This window comes from Frigidibacter sp. RF13 (assembly GCF_026626305.1).
GTDB lineage: Bacteria > Pseudomonadota > Alphaproteobacteria > Rhodobacterales > Rhodobacteraceae > TMP-24.
Genome location: NZ_JAPNUE010000001.1, coordinates 547,675 through 563,527 on the forward strand (window position 1 = coordinate 547,675; position 15,853 = coordinate 563,527).

Genomic DNA, 15,853 nt, shown 5'->3' on the forward strand with positions numbered 1-15,853 from the left:
GCAATCTTGACAAGAATCGAAACGAAACGCATCGTTTAATTAATCACGTTTCCGGGGGCAAACCATGCAGTCGATCCGTCGACTTGCCGAACGCCATCCCTTCTGGTTCGTCGTCGCCCTGGCGGTCTTCCAGCCGGTTCTCGCGATCCCCTTCATCGCCATCGTCAAGCTGACCGGCAGCTCGATCACCCCCTTGCAACTGATCATTCCAACCGTGCAATCGGTGGTGATCCTCTGGTTCATCCGGGTGATGGGCTGGTGGCAGACGGCCGGACTGACAGGGCAGATCCGCAACGCGCATCTGCTGATCTATCCGGCGCTGGTCCATTTTGTTCCAGCGCTTCTCTACGGCACGGTGGCCATCAGCGCGGGCTGGACGCTGTTCTATTTCCTCGCGCTGCTCGCGACAGGCATCAGCGAAGAGGGCTTTGCCCGCGGTGTGGCTGTGCCTGTACTTCTGGCCTTTGGCAAATGGGCCGCCGTTCTCGTCGCGGCGGCGATCTTCAGCGCGGGCCATCTGACCAACGCTCTCTTCGAGGATTTCTCGGCCCTGCAATGGCTTGACAAGTTCGCCACCACCTTCGGCTTCGCGGTGCTGTACGGCGCGCTTTTCCTGCGCACCGGCAGTCTTCTGCCACTGATCTTTCTTCATACGGTCGAGGACTACATCTACGTCACCTCGGGCACGGCCGGACCCTTCGTGGCCGAGGCCCTGGACATCCGCATCCATCTGCTCATCGCGTGCAGCAATCTGGCGGTTGGCCTTTGTATGCTGGCCGCTGTCACAGATGACGAATTACTAGTGTTCGGCAGAACCGCAACGGTGAGCGCATGAAGCGCCTCGCCACCTCTCTGTTTCTTGCTGCGCTCTCTTCCATGTCACTGCCCGTGTGCGCAGAAGATGACGCCGATCTGGCCCCAGCCATCCAGGCAATCGAAACCGCCGCTCCGGCCGCGCTGGCCCGTCAGGGCGTGCCCGGCGTCGCTGTTGCGATGGTGCTGGGCGGCGAGGTGGTCTGGGCCCAAGGCTTCGGGGTGCGGCATCGCGGTTCGGGCGAGCCCGTTAGGGCGGATTCGGTCTTCGAAATCGCCTCGGTCACCAAGCCTGTCACGGCTTGGGCGCTCCTGAGGCTCGCCGAAGAGGGCCGCATCGACCTTGATGCGCCGATCGAAACCTATCTCGCGGGCTGGCAGTTCCCGCCCTCGGAATATGACCACGCACAGGTCACCGCGCGCGCCATTCTCGCCCATGGTGCAGGCCTGTCGACCGGCGGCGATTCCGGCGTTGATCCCGGCGCGCCGGTGCCGACGCTTGAGGAGGCCGCGAACGGAGCGACGATGGAATATGGCGCGATCCGCGTGACACATATTCCCGGCGCCTCCTATCACTACTCCTCCAAGGGTTTCGTTTTGCTAGAAATGGCCGTCGAAAACATCACCGGCGAGCCCTTTGCGCAATATGTGACGCGCGAGGTCCTGCAGCCCCTCGGCATGACCGAAACCGCCTTCGGCTGGACCCCGGCGTCAGAGGAGCGGGCCGCTTGGGGGCATGATTGGTACGATCGGCCCTTGCCGCATTATGTCCATGCGACCAAGGCCCAAGGCGGCCTGGTCGCGACGGCGGGTGACGTCGCCCGTTTCGTGGCCGCGTCCATGCCTGGCGCAGATGGCGAGGAGCCCGGTGGCGGTGTCATTTCCCCCGCTTCAGTCCAAGCTAGTTTCACGCCGTTTCCCTTTACAGAAGACACAAGCGCAGTCGGCCTTGGCTACAACCTGCATCTCGACGGCGATACGCTCATTGCACGGAAGGGCGGCGATCATCGCGGCTATAAAGCGATGATCTTCTCAATGCCTGAGATTGGCGCCGGGCTGGTGATTCTGGCCAACAGCGACCGGGCCGCACCGGGCATCTTTGCCGACATCGCCTGCCCCTGGAGCAACGCCCTGACTGGACACCCGCTGCGAAGGGTTTGTGGACAACTCGCCATGTTGCGTTATGCCCACTGGGCCGCCGGGGCATTGATGGCACTCGCTGGGCTGGTAATCGCCTGGTTCGTCACGACAGCGATAAGGCGCGGGACGCGGTTTCACCCGCCGAAAACTTCCGCCCTGCGCTGGACAGCGGTAGGCATCCTTTCCGCCAGTCTCGTGGCCTGGTGGGTCTATTGGTATTCCGACATCCCCTTGCGCCTACAAGGGTTCCCGCCGACATTCTACACCGTCCGCGCCACGCCCTGGCCCACGGCCTTCGTCGCCATCAGCCTAGGGTTCAGCCTGCTGATCGCAGCCCTGGCGTTTTGGCTTCTCTATCCGCGACTACCACGGCGGAATTCGACGTGAGGCGCCCGGCCGGACCTGTCACTCAGCCCTTCTCAAGCTCGAAGGCATCGTGCAGCGCCTGGACCGCAAGTTCCATGTACTTACGGTCGATGAGGACAGAGATCTTGATCTCTGATGTACCAATGACCTTAATATTCACATTTTCGGACGCGAGTGCCGAGAACATCTTGGCGGCGACGCCCGCATGGCTGCGCATGCCGATGCCAACGACCGAGACCTTGGCGACATCGCTATCGACCACGAGATCCTCATAGACGATCGATCCCGCCGCTCGGGCATCCTCGACAGCCTTCTTGGCCCGTTCGACCTGGTTGACCGGGCAGGAGAAGGTCATGTCGGTGACGGCGCCGGGATGGGCATCGTCATGGCCTTTTTCGGAAATGTTCTGGACGATCATGTCCACGTTCACGCCCGCGTCGGCCAAGGGCCCGAAGATCGCCGAGGCGACGCCCGGCCGGTCCTCGACCGTGACGAGGGTGATCTTGGCTTCGTCGCGGCTGTAGGCGACGCCCGAGACGACTTTCGATTCCATGATTTCCTCCTCGTCGCAGACCAGTGTGCCGGACGTTTCATCGGTATCTTCAAAGGACGACAGAACCCGCAGGCGCACCTTGTAGCGCATGGCAAGCTCGACGGAACGCGTCTGCAAAACCTTGGCGCCGAGCGAGGCCAGTTCCAGCATTTCCTCGAACGCAATCTTGTCCATCTTGCGCGCCTTGGCGCAGATGCGCGGATCGGTCGTATAGACCCCGTCCACGTCGGTGTAGATATCGCAGCGCTCGGCCCCGAAGGCGGCGGCGAAGGCCACGGCGGTCGTGTCCGACCCGCCACGGCCGAGCGTGGTGATCCGGCCCTCGGGGCTGACACCCTGGAAGCCCGCGACCACCGCGACCTTGAACCCTTCTGCGAATTTCGCGTCGAGATTGTCGCGCGGGATCGAGACGAAACGGGCGGAGCCATGCGCTGACGTAGTGTTGATCGGCACCTGCCAGCCCTGCCAGGACCGCGCCGGCACGCCCATTTCCTGCAGACGCAGCGCCATCAGGCCCGCCGTCACATTCTCGCCCGAGGCGACCACGGCATCATATTCGCGCGCATCATAAAGCTTCGACGTGGTTTCGACCCAGCCCACCAGCTCGTTCGTCTTGCCTGACATGGCCGAGACGATGACGATCACGTCATAGCCGCGATCAACCTCTTTCTGGACCTTTTTGGCAGCATTTTCGATCCGCTCCAGATCGGCCACTGAAGTGCCGCCGAATTTCATAACAAGAAGCGGCATCTGCCCCCCTTTTGTCCCGGAACGGGTTCCGCTGATCGAACCGCGCGCTTCTTATGCGCGCAGGGGGGAGAGGGCAAGAGGCGAAAGCGGCGCGGAGGCTCAGGTCGCCTCTTCTTCGAGATGCAGTTTCATGTCGATCAGCACCTTCTGGATCGCCAGTGTCTCGTTCAGCAAGCGCTTGGCTTCATTGATCGAGATCCGGCCGTCCTCGATCGACGCATTATATTCCGCCATCAGCATTGCGAACCGCTGGCTAAGGGCCACGACATCCGAATTCACCCCGCCCTTGCCGTCACCCTTGCGGTCCTGATCGTAAGAGAGCGTGATGCCGCGCAGGTCGGCGAGTGCTGCGGTGACATGGGGAAAACGCGCCGCGGATTCGAGCGCCGCAACAACATCAATCGGCATGAAACGGTCGCCATGTTCGGGGTCGTCGGAATAATAGCGACCAAGCGTCGCCTTCGACTTGCCGGAGAGGGCGGCAGCGGCCTCAATGCCCACGTCCTTCACCAGCGCCTCGGAATGCCGCTTGAGGTAGTTCACCGCTGTCTTCGCCACGCTCTACTCCTACCTGTCGTGCCCAGTGCGCCAAAATCAAGCGGGGAAAGGGCCGGTCTCTTTCCCATTAAGTCCCTGCCCCGGCTTTGTCATTGATAAAGCGTTCCGGACGTTACGGAACCTTAACGAGTGACCGCCTCTGGCGGGTTTTCAAGTGGGGTGTCTTAGCCAATTGGGGGCTGGCCGGGGTACGGCTCTGACGCTTGGTGGTGCATGTTGATTTAGGATATTGGTCCCTCCCGCGGCCCGCCGGCAGCGGGAGGGGCCGTCCTGAAAGGCCAGCCCCCGCCGATCTTGCGGCGGATGCCGCTGCCGCGCTATGGGAGCCTATGGCCAAGCTCTACTTCCATTATTCGACCATGAACGCGGGCAAGTCGACGCTGCTTCTTCAGGCGTCCTACAATTACCGCGAACGGGGCATGCAGACTTACCTTCTGACCGCGCGGCTTGACGACCGCGCCGGTGCGGGCCGCATCGCCAGCCGGATCGGCATCGGCGAGGATGCCGACATGTTCGATGCGGCGACCGATCTTTTCCAGATGATCAGCCGTCGCCTCGCAACCGGACCGCTTGATTGCATCTTCCTCGACGAGGCGCAGTTCCTGAGCCGCGAACAGGTCTGGCAGCTTGCACGTGCGGTCGATGATCTGGGCGTGCCGGTGATGTGCTACGGGCTGCGCGTCGATTTCCGAGGCGAGCTCTTCCCCGGCTCGGCGGCGCTTCTGGCGCTGGCCGACGAGATGCGCGAGGTGCGCACCATCTGCCATTGCGGCAAGAAGGCCACGATGGTGGTGCGGCGGGGACCGGACGGCAAGGCGCTGCGCGACGGGGCGCAGGTGCAGATCGGCGGGAACGAGACCTATGTGTCCCTGTGCCGGCGTCACTGGCGGGAAGAGATCGGCGAACCTGCTGCTGGCGCGCACTGACGAACCAGCCGTGATCCGATCGCGGCGCCTGCGGCGCCAAGACATGTCTCGGGCCCCGCGTCTTGGCGCGGGACCCTCGGGTTGGATTTCTCGCCTAGCCTTTCGGCATGACCTTGACCGTTGCCTTCATGTGGGTGTGAAAGGCGCAGACATAGGCAAATTCGCCCGGTCTATCGAAAGTCATCTCCGCGCTTTCGCCCTTCTCGATGGCGCCGGTATCCCAGCTGCCATCGGCCGCACTCGCGGTATGGGGGGCGATATCCTCGTTCCGCCAGACCACGCTGTCGCCCGCGAGGATCTCAAGCACGCGCGGCTGGTAGGCAAACCCCATGATCCGCACCTCTGCTACGTGCGGACCGTCGTGGGCCGAAACGACGCGCGGCAGTCCGGCCAGGGTGAGGGCAGCGCCCAGACCCTGGCCGAACCTGCGTCGCGAGAGGGGGGTCAGCCCGCGCACGCCAGCCCCGCGACCATCCGTTCGGCATGCGCCTCATGCGCACGGAAGGTTTCCAGCGCGCTTTCAAGAAGCTCCTTCAGCGGCGCGACCGTCACCGCGGGGATGAAGCTTTCGGCGACCGTCTTGTTGACGATCTGGTGATAGCCAAGCTCGTTCGTTGCATAGGCGCAGTCGAACGCATGGCCTGAGAGCGCCATCAGCTCGGTCCGCTTGGCGGCTGCCCCTTCGACCAAGGCCTGCGACAGCGCATTGTCCTGCGGCGTCACCTTCAGTTCGGTGATCAGTTGGCCCGCCGCGTCGTTCACTGCCGAATGGTCGCGGATCATCGTCGCGGCAAATTCCCGCACCGCCTCATCTTCGGAAATCGCCAGCGCCAGATGGGCATAGCGGATATCGAGCCCGCCCGCCGTATAGGCGGTGTGCGCGATCTCGAGGTCGTTCATCGCCTCGTCGGCCTGAACGGCAAGCCCGGTCGCCGCGACAGCGAGACCGAGAACCAGGGGAAGCATCTTCATCGTCTTTCTCCGTTAAGGGTGTCAGTGACGGTGGGATGCCACAGTCTTTCCGGCGTCTGAATGCCACACGGTCCGGCTTTTATGCCAGATCGTCCGGAAGTCTGGACGACCGCCCCTCGCCCGTGTATCTTCCGCCCATGCTGGACCTTCTGAGCGACATCCTTACTCGCCTCTCGCTGCGCGGCACGCTGTACTTCCGCACGAGCTTTTCCGAGCCCTGGGGAGTCAAGGTGCCGCCCTATCGCAATGTGGCGCGTTTCCACTACGCCCACCGCGGCGATTGTCTGGTGCATGTGCCCGAGACCGGGCAGACGTTGATGCTGGCGCAGGGCGATCTGGCGATCATTCCACACGGCGCGGCCCATGTGATCCATTGCCCCAAGACCATGCCGCCAGAAGCGATGGAACTGGATTCGGTTCTGGAACGGTCCGGCTATCGCGGCGAAGGGGTGCTTGTTTGGGGCGGCGATGGCGGCAAGCGCGACATCCAGCTCATCTGCGGGCACTTTTCGCTGGCCGAAGGCTCGCGGCACCTGTTGTTCGAAAGGTTGCCGCCGGTGATCCATCTGCGCGGCTACGGCGCCGAGACCGGCCCCTGGCTGGAGGCGACGCTGAAGGTGATCGGGGCCGAGGCCGGGCGGGCGCGTCTGGGCAGCGACCTGATCGCGTTGAAAATGTCCGAGGCGATCTTTGCCCAGGCGATCCGCGCCCATGTCGAGGAGGCGGCGGCGGACGAGAGCGGCATCGCGGGCTTTGCCGATCCGAACCTGTCGCGGGCCTTGTCGGCCTTTCACCGCGCCCCGGCGCGAAGCTGGACCGTCGCAGACCTCGCGCGCGAGGCGGGCCTGTCGCGCACCAGTTTCGCCGAGCGTTTCACCAGCCTCCTGGGCGTCACGCCGATGGCCTATGTCACCTCCTGGCGGATGCAGATCGCGCGCGACGCGCTGTCGGCACGCGGGCTGAGCGTGGCGGAGGCGGCGGAACTGTCGGGCTACGGATCGGAATCGGCTTTCAGCCGCGTCTTCAAGAAAGAGATCGGCATGCCGCCCGCCGCCTTCCGCCATGCGCAGGCCGACCTGGAAGCGGCCTGAGATCCGTCCGCACTTACGGACGATCAGACAAGATTTGCGAACCATCTGAACTTAATCGTCCGAACCGTTGCCGGTAGGAAGGCGTCAGTGCGGCACCGCCGCCAGACCCCAACCTCTCGAAAGGATACCAAATGCGGTTCGTTACCAAGACCATCCATGCCTGGATCGACTATCCCGTCGCCCTCGCGTTGATCTCCCTGCCCTTCCTGCTGGGCCTCGGCACCTCCCACCCGCTCGCGCTGACAATTTCGCCCATTGTCGGGCTTGCGGCGTTCGCGCTGACTGTCTTTACCGATCATCAGACCGGACTGATCCGGGTCCTGCCCTACAAGGTCCATCTGGCGGTGGATCTGTGCGTGGGTCTCCTGTTCCTTGCCCTGCCCTTCATCTTTGGCTTCAGCGGGCTTGATGCCGCCTATTACTGGCTGAACGGCGCGGCGGTGGTGACAGTTATCGGCCTCTCGAAGCCCGAAGGCACGGCCCTGTCCGCCTGACCGGACCCACTGGGCGGGCGCTAGTAGAGGCGCCCTCCCAAAGGCACGTCATGGCCCGGGCCGATCAGCACGACCTCGCCATCGGCATCGGGCACGCCAAGCGTCAGGACTTCCGACATCACCGGGCCGATCTGGCGCGGCGGAAAGTTCACCACTGCCAAGACCTGCCGCCCGATCAGTGCCTCGGGCATATAGTGCCGGGTGATCTGGGCCGACGATTTCTTCTCTCCAAGCTCCGGCCCGAAATCGATCCAGAGCTTCACAGCCGGCTTGCGCGCCTCGGGGAAAGGTTCGGCGCGGGTGATGCGACCGACGCGGATATCGACTTTCAGGAAATCGTCGAAGGTTATGGTCATCGCCCGAGCTCCCTGCCCCGTTCGGCTGCGGCATGGACCGCCTCTTTCAGAAGTGCCGGGAACCCCGTCGCCTCATCCATCAGCACCTTCAACGCGGCCGCCGTCGTGCCGCCCGGCGAGGTAACATTCACCCGCAGTTGATCCGGCGCTTCCGCCGCTTCCTCCGCCAGCGCGCCGGCGCCCGCGACCGTGGCCTTGGCAAGCTGCATGGCCAGCGCGGGCGGCAGGCCTTCGGCGGCACCCGCTGCCGCGAGCGTCTCGATCAGGTGGAACACATAGGCCGGGCCGGAGCCGGAGACGGCGGTGACCGCATCCATCTGATGTTCGCCTTCAAGCCGCACCACCTGACCGACCGCCGACAGAAGCTCTTCGGCGAGCCGCAGATGCGCCTCCGTTGCGGCGCCATTGCTGCAAATTGCCGTAATGCCCTTGCCGATCGCCGCCGGAGTATTCGGCATGGCACGCACCATCGGCGTCGCGGCACCGAGCACCTGTTCATAGGTCGCAATCGTCGTCCCTGCCGCAACGGTCAGGAACAAAGTCCCGCCACCGCCAAGCGCCACCAGACCGGGCAAGGCCGCGCCCATCATCTGAGGCTTCACCGCGATCAGCACGATGGCGGGGTCTGGTGGCAGACCCTGATTGATCCGCACGCCCTGTGCCTGCAACCAGTCGCTCGGGTTCGGATCGCTGACCCAGACCGCTGCAGGGGAAAGCCCGCGCTCCAGCCAGCCCGCCAACATCGCCGAGCCCATCTTGCCGCAGCCGATCAGCACGAGGCCTCGGCGGTCCAGTTCCTTCATCGACATGAACTTTCCTCCATCACCCGCGACATTACAGGCGCGGGCGGCAGAAGAAAGGGGTCAGGCGCGCCCGTAGGCCTCGTTCAGCGCTACATCAAGCGCGCGTTCGGGCGCATCATCGCCCCAGGCGACAAGCTGGAAGGCCGGGTAGAACCGTTCGGCGGCGAGAACCGCCTGGGTGATCAGTCTGTCGATCTGTTCAGGCGTCGCGATCTGGCTGCCCGCCAGCACAAGGCCGTATCGCCAGACCATCAGCCTCTGTTCGGCCCAGAAGGTGAAGGCACCCGACCAGACCATGTCATTGGCACGGTTCAGCACCTCATAAAGCGCAGGAAGCTTCTCGGCGGGCGGGTCCATCTCGAAGGTCGCGATCAGACGCAACGTCTCGTCATGGCCCGACCAGGCGAGCGTGATGGAATAGGTGCGCCACTGGCCTTCGACCGTCATCGCGATCTGATCGTCGGTGACCCGGTCAAAATCCCATTGGTGCGATTCGGCAAAAGTCTCGACGATATCAATCGGATGGATCTCGTCCGATCCGAGGAATTCTTCGGAAATCGACATGCCCGGCCCTTGCTTTATTGGCAGATGGGACGCTACCCCCAAATGCTCGGTGTTCCTACAAGGTTCGGCGTTGCCTGTCGCCTCCCCTTACCAGATATGGTGAACGCAGGGGTCGGGGCTGTAAAGCTTTATTTCTCCACAGGTTGCCGCACCGGGAACAATCAGGGCCCCGAAAAGCAAAAGACGGGGCACGAGGCCCCGTCTTTCAGTCCGTCAAGCCTGAAATCAGGCGAGCTGGAGGTTCGTCGCCGATTCGCGACCGTCGCGGCCCGCTTCGATGTCGAAGGTGACCTTCTGGCCGTCCTTCAGTTCGCGGATGCCCGCACGCTCAAGCGCGGTGATGTGGACGAACACGTCCTTCTTGCCGCCATCGGGGGCGATGAAGCCGAAGCCTTTGGTGGCGTTGAACCATTTCACGGAGCCGGTGGCCATCGTGTGTCTCCTTTGTAATCCGCCCGCAGGATGCGGCGGCTCGGCGCAGTCAGGCAGAATCGAAAGCTGAGGCCGAAGTCGGAGACAGGGTCGATAAAGATAACGTCGCCGTGCCGATATGGACCCTATTTGTCCACAAAGCAAGGAAAATCGGGGCTTAACAGCCGGGCGCCCCTGCGGATCATCGGTCTGGATGCCGCCTGCGAACCGTGCCCGGCCGACCCGCAATCGTCAGCCGCGTGTCATTGCGGTGCCGCCGCGCGATGACCTTGCCGTTCGACACGACAGCCAGACGCTCGGCCCTGAGCCGTAGGGCCTCAGTCGGATTGCCGGCGTCGAGGACGACGAGCGACGCCTTGTCGCCGACCTTCAGGCCGTAGGCTTCGAGGTTCATGATCCGCGCATTGTCTTCCGTCACCATGCGGAAGCAACGCGCCATCTCCTCGGGATGGGTCATCTGCGCGACATGCAGCCCCATGAAGGCCACATCGAGCATGTCGGCGGTGCCGAGCGAATACCAGGGGTCCATCACGCAATCCTGGCCCCAGCCCACTGTGATGCCCTGGGCCTGCATCTCCTTCACCCGCGTCAGGCCTCGCCGCTTGGGGTAGGTGTCGTGACGGCCCTGCAGAGTGATATTGATCAGGGGGTTCGGAATGGCGGTCATCCCACTTTCGGCGATCAGCGGCATAAGCTTCGAGACATAGTAATTATCCATCGAATGCATGCTGGTCAGATGGCTGCCCGCCGCCCTGCCCCCCAGACCGTGGCGTGTGACCTCTCTCGCCATCGTCTCGACATGGCGGCTCATCGGATCGTCGGTCTCGTCACAGTGCACATCCCACATTAGACCGCGCTCAGACGCGATGCGGCCAAGATCGCGCAGGCTTTCGGCCCCCTCCTCCATCGTCCGTTCGAAATGCGGGATGCCGCCCACGACATCGACACCCATGTCAAGCGCGCGGATGACGTTTTCACGCCCCGTCTTCGTCCGGTAGAGCCCGTCCTGGGGAAATGCCACCAGTTGCAGGTCGATGTAAGACGCCACCCGGCGTTTCACCTCCAGCATCGCCTCGACGCCCCGCAGATGGTCGGGCGTCGTATCGACATGGGTGCGGATCGCCAGCAGGCCCATCGAGGCCGCCCAGTCGCAATAGGTCACCGCGCGGTCGACCATCTCGTCCACGGTCGCTATGTCCCGCAACTCCCCCCACAGCGCGATCCCTTCAAGAAGCGTGCCCGAGGCATTCACCCGCGGGAGGCCATAGGACAAAGTCGCATCCATATGAAAATGCGGGTCGACGAACGGCGGCGAGACAAGATCGCCGGTCGCGTCGATCACCTCGCGTGCCTCTCCCTCGATCCGGCCAACGGCCACGATCCGGTCGCCCCTGATGCCAATGTCGCCGACCGTGCCGTCCGGCAGGGTTCCGCCCTTGATCAGAAGATCGAACATCAGCGTTCCCCCTTGTTGAACGGAACCATCAGCGCCGCGGGGACCTCAGCCCGCCGCGACATGAAGACGAGTGCCAGGATCGACAGAACATATGGCACCATCAGGAACAACTGATAGGGCACGATTGCCCCCATAGGGGTCTGTTGCAGCCGCACCTGCAGCGCGTCGAAGGCCGCGAACAGCAGCGCACCAAGCGCCGCCTTTCCTGGCCGCCAGGCGCCGAAGACCACCAGAGCGATGCAGATCCAGCCGCGGCCGTTCACCATCTCGAAGAAGAAAGAGGAAAAGGCCGACATGGTCAGGAAGGCCCCGCCCACCGCCATCAGGCCCGAACCAGCGATCACCGCGCCCATGCGGATCGCGGTGACCGAAAGCCCTTGCGCCTCGACCGCAGCCGGGTTTTCCCCCGCTGCGCGAAGCGCGAGGCCCAAAGGCGTGCGATAGAGCAGCAGCCAGACCGCGAGAACCAATGCGAAAGCCAGATAGGTCAGCGCCGTCTGGGCGAAGAAGGCAGGCCCGATCAGCGGAAGCTTCGCCAGAAGCGGGATTTCGAAGGGTTGGAAGGGTTCGATCTTTGGCGGTGAGGTCACTTCGGGCAGCGACAGGCGATAGGCGAAATAGGCCGTCGCGGTGGCCAGAAGCGTGACGCCAAGCCCAACCACATGCTGCGACAGGCCGAACGGCACGGTAAGTACCGCGTGCAGGAAACCAAAGGCCATGCCCACCAGCATGGCGATCAGAACCCCGGTCCAAAGGCCGAAGCCCAGATAGACCGTCATCCAGCCGGCAAAGGCGCCCGCGACCATTATCCCCTCGATGCCAAGGTTCAGGACGCCCGCGCGTTCGCAGATCAGTTCTCCAAGCGTGGCGAAGATCAGGGGCGAGGCGATGCGCACGGCAGCGGCCCAGAAGCTTGCGTTCAGGAGGATGTCGAAGAGATCCATCTTACCTCCAGCGGACGCGGGCGTGGGTGAGCCTGAGTGCCAGCACCATGGTCAGAAGTGCGGTCGCTGTCAGGATGTCGGCGATGTAGGTGGGAACGGCAGCGGCGCGGCTCATGCTGTCGGCGCCCACGAAGACGCCTGCAACGAAGAGGGCCGAGAGGACAACGCCCAACGGGTTGAGGAGCGCGAGCATCGCGACGATGATCCCCGCATAGCCAAAGCCCGGGCTGAGATCGAGCGTCAGGTTGCCCTTCAGCCCCGCAACCTCGGAAAAGCCCGCGAGCGCGGCAAGCCCGCCTGACAGAAGCGCGGTCTTCACCATCACCCGGTTGACCGGAATGCCCGCGAAACGCGCCGCCTCGGCATTGAGGCCTACGGCGCGGATTTCATAGCCCAAGGTCGTGCGCGTCTGGATGACCCAGACCGCAACCGCCGCCAGAAGGGCGAGCGCGAAGCCCCAGTGCAGGCGCAGGCCGGTCACGATGCGCGGCAGGCGCGCCTCGGGGATCAACGCGGCGGACTTGGGCCAGCCCATCCCCATCGGGTCTTTCATCGGACCTTCCAGAAGGTAGGAGACGAACAGGAGCATGATGAAATTGAAGAGAAGCGTCGTCACCACCTCGTCCACGCCGAGGCGTGTCTTCAACAGCACCGGGCCGAGCAGGATCGCGGCCCCTGCGAGCATCGCTGCCAGCGCAAGGATCGGCAGGAGGAGCGCTGCAGGCAACCCCAACGCCCCGGTTCCAAGAATCACAGTGACGGCCGCGCCCGCATACAGCTGCGCCTCCGCCCCGATGTTCCAAAGCCGCGCCCGGAAGGCGACCGCGGCGGCGAGGCCAGTGAAAATGAGCGGCGTCGCCCGGTTCAGTGTCTCAAGAAGCGCGAACTTCGAGCCGACAGCGCCGGAAAGGATCAGCCCGAGTGTTGCAAACGGATTGGCACCGGCGAGCAGCGCCAGAAACGAGGCTGCGATGACCGTCAGGGCCAGTGCAACCGCGGGCAAGACGATCCGTCGCGCCAGAGTGGGATTGGCGATCGGTTCAAGCCGCATGACCGGCCTCCCCGAACCCCTGCCCCGCCATCCAGAGGCCAAGCTCCGCCGGTGTCTTCGTCCCGCGCGGGAAGCCGGGCGACAGGCGGCCTTCGTAGATCACATGGATGACATCCGACAGCGCCGTGACCTCGTCGAGGTCTTCTGAAATCAGCAGGACGGCCGCCCCCGCGTCGCGGGCCGCGATCAGGCGGTTGTGGACGAAGGTCACCGCTCCGATATCGAGGCCCCGGACCGGCTGGTTCGCCAGAATGATCCGCGGGGCCGCTTCCAGAACCCGGCCGAGGATCAGCTTCTGCATATTGCCGCCAGAGAGAAGCCGGATGCGGGCCGAAGGCCCCGGGCAGCGCACGTCATAGGTTTCGATGATCCGGCGGGCGAAGCCTTCCGCCGCGCGCCAGTCCATCCAGCCCCGGCGGCTCATCGGCGCGCGGGCGTAGCTTTCTAGGATGGCATTTTCGGTCAGCGAGAAATCCGCGACCGTCCCGGTGCGGTGGCGATCCTCGGGAATGCGGGCGATGCCCGCAGCAAGGGCGGAGCGCGGCGACCAGTCGACTCCGTCATCCTCGGCCAGATCCATCCGGCCTTGGGTCGGGCTTTCCAGCCCGCCGATCAGCGCGGCGAGCGCCGATTGGCCATTGCCGGAAACGCCCGCAAGCCCGATGATCTGCCCTGCCCGAAGCTCAAGATCCACCCCCTTCAGCCTCGGCGCATTGCCCCGGCGCGCCGTCTCGACACCTTTGAGCGTCAGCAGTGCCGGCCCGGGCACCCGTTCCGCCACCTTGGGCGCGGCAATCTCTGCCCCCACCATCATCTCGGCCAACCTGTGACGGTCGGTCCGCGCCGTCTCGACCTCGCCCACCAGTTTTCCGTGGCGCAGGACGAGTACGCGGGAGGAGATTTCCATGACCTCGCCCAGCTTGTGCGAGATGAAGATGATCGAGAGGCCAAGCGCCACCGCCTTCTTCAAGGTCGCGAAGAGCGCGGTGGTTTCCTGCGGGGTCAGGACCGCCGTGGGTTCGTCCAAGATCAGGATACGGGCGTCGCGATAGAGCGCCTTCAGGATCTCGACCCGCTGGCGTTCACCGACCGACAGGCTGCCGACCCGGGCGTCCGGATGGACTGCGAGGCCGAAGTCCTGCGCGAGTCTGCTGACGCGCGCCCGTGCCGCCGCGTTGCCGAGGCTTGGTGAGAATAGCGATCGGGTGCCCAGGAGGATATTGTCCAGAACAGACAGGTTATCGGCCAGGGTGAAATGCTGGTGCACCATGCCGACGCCCGACGCGAGCGCCGCGCGGGGATGGCCGGGCGGCAGGGGCTGGCCAAAAACCTCGACCGTTCCCGCATCGGCCGTGTAATGGCCGAAGAGGATGTTCATCAGCGTGGTCTTGCCCGCGCCATTTTCGCCGAGAAGGGCAATGACCTCGCCCCGTCTCAGATCAAAGCCGATCGCATCATTGGCCAGAAGCGCACCGAAGCGCTTGGTGATGCCGGAGAGGCGGAGGACAACCTCCGCCCCGCCCGTGTCCCTGTCACTCACGAGGATTTCGGCTCGCCGTCGTCGATGGCGACGGTGAAGGACCCGTCCTTGATCGCCGCTTCGCGCTCGGCGGCGAGCTTCGCTGCTGCCTCCGGCACCTTGCCTTCGAACGTGCCGAGGGGGGCAAGCGAGCAACCACCTTCCTTCATGAAGGAATAGACGCCGTAATTGTCGGCCTTGAAGGTCCCGGCCATGACATTTTCCAAAGCCTTGTTGAAGGTCGGCTCAAAGTGCCAGAGCGCCGAGGCGACGACCGTGTCGGGATAGTCGCCCTGGGTGTCGATCACATTGCCGATCGAGAGAACCCCGCGCTCCTTGGCCGCGTCCGAGACGCCGAACCGTTCGGCGTAAAGCAGGTCGGCCCCGCCGTCGATCATCGCGAAGGCGGTTTCCTTGGCCTTGGGCGGATCGAACCAGGAGCCGATGAAGGAAACCTGGAACTTGGCGTCCGGCCGCGTCTCGCGCACGCCGGCCATGAAGGCGTTCATCAGCCGGTTGACTTCTGGGATCGGGAAGCCGCCGACCATGCCGATATTGCCCGACTGGGTCATGGAACCAGCAATGATACCTGAGAGATAGGAGGCGTCCTGAATGTAATTGTCAAAGACGGCGAGATTGGGATAGGCCTCGTCCGGCATGAAACTCGACCCCAGAAGGAAGGCCACTTCAGGATAATCGAGCACCACCTCGCGCGCCTCCTGCTCGGCGCCGAAGATCTCGCCCACGATGAGCTTGGCGCCGCCCTCGGCATATTCGCGCATCACGCGCGGATAGTCGGTGTTGGCGGTGTTCTCGGTGTAGCTGTAGTCGATCAGACCCGCGGCCTTGGCGGCTTCGGCCGCTTTGTGAATGCGGCTGACCCATTGCTGTTCTACGGGCACGGTATAGATGCCCGCCACCTTGACCGGGTCGGCTGCGACCGCCCGGTGCGGCATGAGCGAGAGGCCGGTGGCGGCGCCGGCGGATGCGAGAAGCGTGCGCCGGGTCAGACCGGCGAAGAGCGGTTTTGTGGTCATCTGGGTCCCCGTTGGTTGGCAGTCGTTA

18 protein-coding genes are annotated in these 15,853 nt (G+C 64.0%); 5 read left to right on the forward strand and 13 right to left on the reverse strand.

Annotated elements, in window-relative coordinates; all coding sequences use genetic code 11:
* Positions 1–64: 64 nt before the first annotated feature.
* Both OU426_RS02655 and OU426_RS02660 read left to right on the forward strand, forming a co-directional pair.
* Complete coding sequence (locus tag OU426_RS02655) at positions 65–835, forward strand: CPBP family intramembrane glutamic endopeptidase (RefSeq protein ID WP_267632295.1); 771 nt, start codon at positions 65–67, stop codon at positions 833–835.
* On the forward strand, positions 832–2,340 hold the full coding sequence (locus OU426_RS02660; RefSeq protein ID WP_267632296.1) for a serine hydrolase domain-containing protein: 1,509 nt from the start codon (positions 832–834) through the stop codon (positions 2,338–2,340). Before OU426_RS02655 ends, OU426_RS02660 begins: the two co-directional genes overlap by 4 nt.
* Before the next feature lie 22 nt (positions 2,341–2,362).
* Here the strand turns inward: OU426_RS02660 and OU426_RS02665 are convergent, their stop codons facing one another.
* Together OU426_RS02665 and OU426_RS02670 are read right to left on the reverse strand one after the other, a co-directional pair.
* Positions 2,363–3,622, reverse strand: a complete 1,260-nt coding sequence (locus OU426_RS02665; protein ID WP_267632297.1) for an aspartate kinase — start codon at positions 3,620–3,622, stop codon at positions 2,363–2,365.
* A 99-nt stretch (positions 3,623–3,721) separates the two neighbouring features.
* Entirely contained in the window at positions 3,722–4,180 is a 459-nt protein-coding gene (locus tag OU426_RS02670; protein ID WP_267632298.1) for a hypothetical protein, read from the reverse strand.
* A gap of 329 nt (positions 4,181–4,509) precedes the next feature.
* On the opposite strand from OU426_RS02670, the gene OU426_RS02675 reads away from it, so the two are divergent.
* Positions 4,510–5,106 (forward strand): thymidine kinase, encoded by a 597-nt coding sequence (locus OU426_RS02675; protein WP_267632299.1) that lies wholly within the window; start codon positions 4,510–4,512, stop codon positions 5,104–5,106.
* A 94-nt stretch (positions 5,107–5,200) separates the two neighbouring features.
* On the opposite strand, the gene OU426_RS02680 is transcribed toward OU426_RS02675, so the two are convergent.
* Both OU426_RS02680 and OU426_RS02685 read right to left on the reverse strand, forming a co-directional pair.
* A complete protein-coding gene (locus OU426_RS02680; protein ID WP_267632300.1) occupies positions 5,201–5,563 on the reverse strand; it encodes a cupredoxin domain-containing protein in 363 nt (120 codons plus the stop codon).
* The gene (locus OU426_RS02685) at positions 5,551–6,078 is read right to left on the reverse strand and encodes a DUF4142 domain-containing protein (RefSeq protein ID WP_267632301.1); all 528 of its coding nucleotides are present in this window, start codon (positions 6,076–6,078) and stop codon (positions 5,551–5,553) included. The genes OU426_RS02680 and OU426_RS02685 overlap by 13 nt, the downstream gene beginning before the upstream one ends.
* 122 nt (positions 6,079–6,200) lie before the next feature.
* Here OU426_RS02685 and OU426_RS02690 point away from each other — a divergent pair, with 122 nt between their 5' ends.
* Positions 6,201–7,169: an AraC family transcriptional regulator gene (locus OU426_RS02690; RefSeq protein WP_324289791.1), complete on the forward strand. Its 969-nt coding sequence runs from the start codon at positions 6,201–6,203 to the stop codon at positions 7,167–7,169.
* Between the two features lie 131 nt (positions 7,170–7,300).
* Entirely contained in the window at positions 7,301–7,663 is a 363-nt protein-coding gene (locus OU426_RS02695; protein WP_267632302.1) for an SPW repeat domain-containing protein, read from the forward strand.
* A gap of 20 nt (positions 7,664–7,683) precedes the next feature.
* On the opposite strand, the gene OU426_RS02700 is transcribed toward OU426_RS02695, so the two are convergent.
* The 9 genes from OU426_RS02700 to OU426_RS02740 all read right to left on the reverse strand — a co-directional run bounded on the left by OU426_RS02700 (position 7,684) and on the right by OU426_RS02740 (position 15,825).
* On the reverse strand, positions 7,684–8,019 hold the full coding sequence (locus OU426_RS02700; protein ID WP_267632303.1) for a tRNA-binding protein: 336 nt from the start codon (positions 8,017–8,019) through the stop codon (positions 7,684–7,686).
* Positions 8,016–8,828 (reverse strand): pyrroline-5-carboxylate reductase, encoded by an 813-nt coding sequence (gene proC / locus OU426_RS02705; RefSeq protein ID WP_267632304.1) that lies wholly within the window; start codon positions 8,826–8,828, stop codon positions 8,016–8,018. Before proC ends, OU426_RS02700 begins: the two co-directional genes overlap by 4 nt.
* A gap of 54 nt (positions 8,829–8,882) precedes the next feature.
* Positions 8,883–9,386 (reverse strand): type III secretion system chaperone family protein, encoded by a 504-nt coding sequence (locus tag OU426_RS02710; RefSeq protein ID WP_267632305.1) that lies wholly within the window; start codon positions 9,384–9,386, stop codon positions 8,883–8,885.
* 225 nt (positions 9,387–9,611) lie between these two features.
* Entirely contained in the window at positions 9,612–9,818 is a 207-nt protein-coding gene (locus OU426_RS02715) for a cold-shock protein (protein WP_267632306.1), read from the reverse strand.
* A gap of 181 nt (positions 9,819–9,999) precedes the next feature.
* Positions 10,000–11,274 carry an amidohydrolase family protein gene (locus OU426_RS02720; protein WP_267632307.1) on the reverse strand — a complete coding sequence of 425 codons (1,275 nt, stop codon included), beginning with the start codon at positions 11,272–11,274 and terminating at the stop codon, positions 10,000–10,002.
* The gene (locus OU426_RS02725; protein ID WP_267632308.1) at positions 11,274–12,218 is read right to left on the reverse strand and encodes an ABC transporter permease; all 945 of its coding nucleotides are present in this window, start codon (positions 12,216–12,218) and stop codon (positions 11,274–11,276) included. Before OU426_RS02725 ends, OU426_RS02720 begins: the two co-directional genes overlap by 1 nt.
* A gap of 1 nt (position 12,219) precedes the next feature.
* Positions 12,220–13,269 (reverse strand): ABC transporter permease, encoded by a 1,050-nt coding sequence (locus OU426_RS02730; RefSeq protein ID WP_267632309.1) that lies wholly within the window; start codon positions 13,267–13,269, stop codon positions 12,220–12,222.
* Entirely contained in the window at positions 13,259–14,809 is a 1,551-nt protein-coding gene (locus OU426_RS02735; RefSeq protein ID WP_267632310.1) for an ABC transporter ATP-binding protein, read from the reverse strand. The genes OU426_RS02730 and OU426_RS02735 overlap by 11 nt, the downstream gene beginning before the upstream one ends.
* Complete coding sequence (locus OU426_RS02740) at positions 14,806–15,825, reverse strand: BMP family protein (protein WP_267632311.1); 1,020 nt, start codon at positions 15,823–15,825, stop codon at positions 14,806–14,808. Before OU426_RS02740 ends, OU426_RS02735 begins: the two co-directional genes overlap by 4 nt.
* Positions 15,826–15,853: the final 28 nt, after the last annotated feature.

Bases quoted from the DNA above. Each gene is read 5' to 3' on its own strand.
- OU426_RS02655 (WP_267632295.1), top strand. From the start codon at position 65: ATGCAGTCGATCCGTCGACTTGCCGAACGCCATCCCTTCTGGTTCGTC.
- OU426_RS02660 (WP_267632296.1), top strand. From the start codon at position 832: ATGAAGCGCCTCGCCACCTCTCTGTTTCTTGCTGCGCTCTCTTCCATG.
- OU426_RS02665 (WP_267632297.1), bottom strand. From the start codon at position 3,622: ATGCCGCTTCTTGTTATGAAATTCGGCGGCACTTCAGTGGCCGATCTG.
- OU426_RS02675 (WP_267632299.1), top strand. From the start codon at position 4,510: ATGGCCAAGCTCTACTTCCATTATTCGACCATGAACGCGGGCAAGTCG.
- OU426_RS02685 (WP_267632301.1), bottom strand. From the start codon at position 6,078: ATGAAGATGCTTCCCCTGGTTCTCGGTCTCGCTGTCGCGGCGACCGGG.
- OU426_RS02695 (WP_267632302.1), top strand. From the start codon at position 7,301: ATGCGGTTCGTTACCAAGACCATCCATGCCTGGATCGACTATCCCGTC.
- OU426_RS02700 (WP_267632303.1), bottom strand. From the start codon at position 8,019: ATGACCATAACCTTCGACGATTTCCTGAAAGTCGATATCCGCGTCGGT.
- proC (WP_267632304.1), bottom strand. From the start codon at position 8,828: ATGTCGATGAAGGAACTGGACCGCCGAGGCCTCGTGCTGATCGGCTGC.
- OU426_RS02710 (WP_267632305.1), bottom strand. From the start codon at position 9,386: ATGTCGATTTCCGAAGAATTCCTCGGATCGGACGAGATCCATCCGATT.
- OU426_RS02715 (WP_267632306.1), bottom strand. From the start codon at position 9,818: ATGGCCACCGGCTCCGTGAAATGGTTCAACGCCACCAAAGGCTTCGGC.
- OU426_RS02720 (WP_267632307.1), bottom strand. From the start codon at position 11,274: ATGTTCGATCTTCTGATCAAGGGCGGAACCCTGCCGGACGGCACGGTC.
- OU426_RS02725 (WP_267632308.1), bottom strand. From the start codon at position 12,218: ATGGATCTCTTCGACATCCTCCTGAACGCAAGCTTCTGGGCCGCTGCC.
- OU426_RS02730 (WP_267632309.1), bottom strand. From the start codon at position 13,269: ATGCGGCTTGAACCGATCGCCAATCCCACTCTGGCGCGACGGATCGTC.
- OU426_RS02740 (WP_267632311.1), bottom strand. From the start codon at position 15,825: ATGACCACAAAACCGCTCTTCGCCGGTCTGACCCGGCGCACGCTTCTC.